Annotated in this window: 4 protein-coding genes and 1 pseudogene; 1 reads left to right on the forward strand and 4 read right to left on the reverse strand. The window is 72.5% G+C overall.

Annotation, left to right across the window (positions count from 1 at the left end):
* The 3 genes and pseudogenes from MU407_RS13565 to MU407_RS13575 all read right to left on the reverse strand — a co-directional run.
* Positions 1 to 310: pseudogene (locus MU407_RS13565) on the reverse strand (hypothetical protein); the annotation flags it as partial.
* A gap of 215 nt (positions 311 to 525) precedes the next feature.
* Entirely contained in the window at positions 526 to 2,343 is a 1,818-nt protein-coding gene (locus tag MU407_RS13570; RefSeq protein ID WP_246958271.1) for an HNH endonuclease signature motif containing protein, read from the reverse strand.
* 231 nt (positions 2,344 to 2,574) lie between these two features.
* On the reverse strand, positions 2,575 to 3,183 hold the full coding sequence (locus MU407_RS13575; RefSeq protein WP_246958273.1) for a hypothetical protein: 609 nt from the start codon (positions 3,181 to 3,183) through the stop codon (positions 2,575 to 2,577).
* A gap of 89 nt (positions 3,184 to 3,272) precedes the next feature.
* Between MU407_RS13575 and MU407_RS13580 the strand changes: the two genes are divergently transcribed.
* On the forward strand, positions 3,273 to 3,896 hold the full coding sequence (locus tag MU407_RS13580; RefSeq protein ID WP_102235458.1) for a TetR/AcrR family transcriptional regulator: 624 nt from the start codon (positions 3,273 to 3,275) through the stop codon (positions 3,894 to 3,896).
* Positions 3,897 to 3,954: 58 nt separating this feature from the next.
* On the opposite strand, the gene MU407_RS13585 is transcribed toward MU407_RS13580, so the two are convergent.
* The coding region (locus MU407_RS13585) for an FGGY-family carbohydrate kinase (protein WP_246958275.1) at positions 3,955 to 4,258 on the reverse strand (304 nt) is incomplete at its 5' end.

Genomic DNA, 4,258 nt, shown 5'->3' on the forward strand with positions numbered 1-4,258 from the left:
CGTAGGCGGTCGCGGGATCCGCGGCGCCCTCAAGGATGTTCATGCCCTGGCGCCACTGCCAGAAGCTGATCACCAGGTAGGCGGTGGTGAACAGGATGGTCGCGCCCGTGGCCAGGCCGTCGAGCCCCTTCGTTCGGCTCCCGCCACCGCACCCCGCCCTCCCCGCGCAGCTCGGCCACCGCGCGGAAGCGGGCGCGCCGACCACGCCCGTGGGGCTTGTGCAGGGGTGGGCGGGTGGCCCCTCCACCGGCGGCTCCGCTGGGGGGAGGTCGGGGGGGGCGGTGTGGGGGGCGGAGGTGGCGTCGGTCATCGGGGTCCTTCACGGGTGGTGGCGAGCAGGCGCAGCGGAGTTGTCCCGCAGGCTATCGCTCCTGATCCGTGCGCGACGAAGCGTCCGTCCCGAGCTACCACGGTGGGTCGATATCGCGGCTCCCCCATCCCCGACGAGGTCCCCGTAATCCCTGCATCACAACGGATCGACTCCGCGGCTGCAGCATCCTCAGCAGGGCACCCGCCGCTGCTCCGTCACGGCGGGTCCGCGTCGGGCGGCGGCGCATCGGGTGGTGGAGGGTCGGGCGGCTGTGCCCCGGGTGGTGGAGGGTCGGGCGGCTGCGCCCCGGGTGCTGGCGATGCCGGCGGCGGGTCGGGCGAAACAGCAGTGCCTGGCTCCGGCGGCTTTGCGTTCTCAGCCAAGCCCGCCGCCCGAGACTCCGCCACCTCAGCCTCCACCACCTCCTCCGGCACCCGATGCCGGACGCTGGCGTCCAATGCCGGGGGCGAGGAGATGATGGTGCGGCCGCTGTGGCCCGTCCAGGCCACGCGGTGCCCCGACTGACCCCAATCTCCGTTGCCGTCCCCATCTCCGGCGCCGACCCGATTCCCGGTGCCATCCCTTTTCCCGGCTCGGCTCCCGTCCTCGGATCCTTCCCCGGCCAGGCCCGCATGCTCCGCCGCGTCCTGCAGGCGGATGACGCGGCGGCTGTCGTGCTCCTTGCTGCCGTTGCACAGCGCGCAGGTGCTCTGCCCGTTGTCGGCAGTGGTCGCACCACCGCGGGAGGCGGGGTGGATGTGGTCGTGCTGGCGCACGGCGGCGTTGCAGTAGGGGGCGCGGCAGGTGCCGTCGCGCCAGGTGAGGAAGCGGCGCAGGGCGGGTGGGAAGAAGCGGGCCCGCGATTCCAGGGCCACGAGCTCACCGGAGGTCGGGTGGGTATACAGCCGGCGCAGTACGGCGCGTAGCTGCGGCCCCTCGGCGCCCAGCGGATCGGGGTCCCCGGGCTCGGGGTCACCGGGCTCGGGTGTCTCAAGGTGGCTGCGCAAGTCCTCGCGGAGCGCCTCGGCGGGCACGGGACCGTAGCCCTCGATCTGGGCGAGGTCTCCGGTGCCGGGGTCCAGCAGGGCGCGGTCGGTGATGATCACCCCGACGTCGAGCATCACGGGGTCCATGGCATCCTCCCGCCCCAGCACCGTGCTGACCAGGGCGTCTGCCATGAGCGCGCCGTGGCCGTCGCGGGCCCCGTCGGCGCGGCGCCGCTCCGCGTCCAGGTGCAGGCGTTTGCGCACGAGCGTCGCGTCCACGGCCGAGAGGTGGGCGCGCAGCGTCGCCATGCCGTGCTCTCCGGGGCTGAGCGTGACGTGGCGGGTGCGGCGGGCGCGCTGATGCCGCGTCGCGGCACCGTCGGGGTCGATCTCTCCGACGATCGCGTCGACGGCACGCCGCCACTGCCGAGTCCCGGCACCCTCCATCCACGGGGCGCCCTGAGCGAGGATGCGGTCCACCTCGCGACGCTGCGCGGGGTCGAGCGCGGCAGAAGCGGTGGAAATGCCGTAGGCATCGCGAGAGCGCAGGTGACCGGTGGCGAGCATCCCGAGCATCTCTGGCATGGTCTCCACGAGCCGGCGGGCCCCGGCCAGGGTGGAGCCGGCGGCGGCCGGGGACCGACGGGTCAGCAGCGACAGGTCGCGACGGGTGACCGCATCGGCCCGTTTCAGCAGTGCCGCATCACTGCCCGCGGCCTGCTCATCCCCGTCGGGGTCAGCATCGCGGGCGGCTTCGAGGGTGTCTTGGCGCGTACGGTCGGCGAAGGCCACTGCGGCGCGGGCCTCGAGCGCATCGACCGCGCCGCGCAGGCTATACAGCACCTGCAGCACGGCGACGACGTCATCCCGGCTGTACTCGGCGGGGGCGAACATGTCCCCGGGTTCTCGGGCCAGCTGGACGGCGAGGTGTGCGACGTCCCCCAGCAGGAGCGCGAGTCCCGCCGGCCCGGACTCGCGCAGTACGTCCAGCAGCGCCGGATGCGCGAGCTGCGCACTGGCGTTCTGCAGGGGCGGTGGAGTCGTCATGCCACCAGCCTGGCAGGGCATGACGGCCTGAAAAAGACCCGACGAGAAAATGTGGATAAGCGGGCTCCCCTCCCCCAACCTTCCCGTTGACCTGCACCGATACCCGGTCGACCTATCCTCCACAAACGCGCCGGCAAGTTCTCACGAATGCGCGCATTTCACAGACCCGTCGGCCGACAGTTCACCCCTTCACTACCCTGCGCGACAGCCACCGCCACCGCCATCCCGGCATCATTCGGCGCTGCGCGCACCTGCGCGGGTGCGGCGAGACCACGCGGCGACGCCGAACAGAGCGAGGGCGAGAGCGATGCCGTGGGCGGTGCGGACGGCCGGCGGAGTGAAGAACTGCGGCAGGTAGGCGGCGACCAGCACAGCGGTGGCGACGGCGAACCAGCGGGCGCGGCCGCGGGTCGTCATTGCCCAGCCGATCGTCCCGGCGGCGGCGAGCACGAGGCCGGCGGCGAAGAGGCTCAGCTGAAGCGGGCTGTTCCGCATCACGGACTCGGCCTGCAGCAGGTCGAGGTTGCCGGATTCGAGCGCGGTGCGCGCAAGGCCGTTGAGCCCGAACGCCTCGACGCCGTAATAGGGAAGCAGCGCGGCGACGCCGACCGGAGCAACCCACGTCCACCAGCCCCGGCGGACGCTGGTCGCGATCGCCCCGGCAAGTGCCGCCCAACCGACCATTCCCGACACGTGCGACAGCGGCCACAGCGGCGACGCGAAGGCGTGTGCCATCTCGGTGACGTCGCCGAGCTTGTCATCCCACGGCCGTAGCAGTGGAAAGGCGGCGAAGGCGGCGCCGGCCACCCCGGCGAGGATGCGAGAGGTCGTCGCGGCCATGACAGACTCCAATTGGGTGAACACCGTTCTCTGACGTGACGGTAGCACACTGGGTGAACAGCGTTCACCGAACTTGCTAGACTGCCCCCATGACCACCCGCGCCGAGGCGAAACAGCTCACCCACGACCGGCTGCTCAGCGTCGCCCGCGAACGCCTGCGCGAGGCCGGCGCAAGCGAGCTGTCGCTGCGTGACGTCGCCCGCGGCGCTGGCATCACGCCATCGGCGGTCTACAAGCACTTCGACAACCGGGATGCTCTGCTCACCGCGCTGCTCATCGGCAGTTACCGCGACCTCGCGGCGGCCCTGCATGCCGAACCGGCCGCGGGCGGCGATGCCTGGACGCGGCGGGCCAACCGGCTGCGCGCGTGGGCGCTCGAGCATCCGCAAGACTTTCAGCTGCTCTACGGCACCCCCGTGATCGGCTATGCCGCGCCGACTGAGACGGTTGAGCCGGCCGCGGCGGTTGCCGATGCCTTTCTCGAGCTCGTCGATGCGGTGCCCGAGGTTCCCAGGCCGCTCACCGAGCAGCTCACGGGCGCGGCGGCTGCGGCGGGTAGCGATCCGCGCGCCCTCGCCTGGACCCTCGCGAGTCTGAGCCACCTCGTCGGTCACCTCATGCTCGAGCTCGGCGGCCACTTCGTCGGAACCGCCGCCCCGGCCGACAACCTCTGGAACTGGATCGTCGCAGGGCAGCAAGCGCACGCTGCATAGGTGTGCAGCGATAGGCGCCGATACAGCTCGCCCCTCCCGAGGTCACCGGCCCGACGTGTCACTCCCCCGTCGGCACCATCGCCATCACGTCAGCCGCCGCCCCGTAGAGCGCCCGGTGTGCCGCGCGCATCCGCGCATGCCCCTGCACCGCGCGCGCCTCCGGCTCCACCACCACGCCGCCTGACCGAGCCTGTTCGGCGAGCGGGCGGATCCGATGCGGCAGCCCGTGTGCCTCGGCCGCCAGCAGCGCGGTTCCGAGCAGCGCGGCATCCGCCTCCGGCACCGCGCGCACCTGGCGTCCGGTCACGTCGGCGAGGATCCGCCGCCAGGGGGCCGATGCCGCTCCCCCGCCGGTCACCGCG

Source organism: Brachybacterium sp. Marseille-Q7125 (genome assembly GCF_023062615.1).
Lineage (GTDB): Bacteria > Actinomycetota > Actinomycetes > Actinomycetales > Dermabacteraceae > Brachybacterium.

Bases quoted from the DNA above. Each gene is read 5' to 3' on its own strand.
- MU407_RS13570 (WP_246958271.1), bottom strand. From the start codon at position 2,343: ATGACGACTCCACCGCCCCTGCAGAACGCCAGTGCGCAGCTCGCGCAT.
- MU407_RS13575 (WP_246958273.1), bottom strand. From the start codon at position 3,183: ATGGCCGCGACGACCTCTCGCATCCTCGCCGGGGTGGCCGGCGCCGCC.
- MU407_RS13580 (WP_102235458.1), top strand. From the start codon at position 3,273: ATGACCACCCGCGCCGAGGCGAAACAGCTCACCCACGACCGGCTGCTC.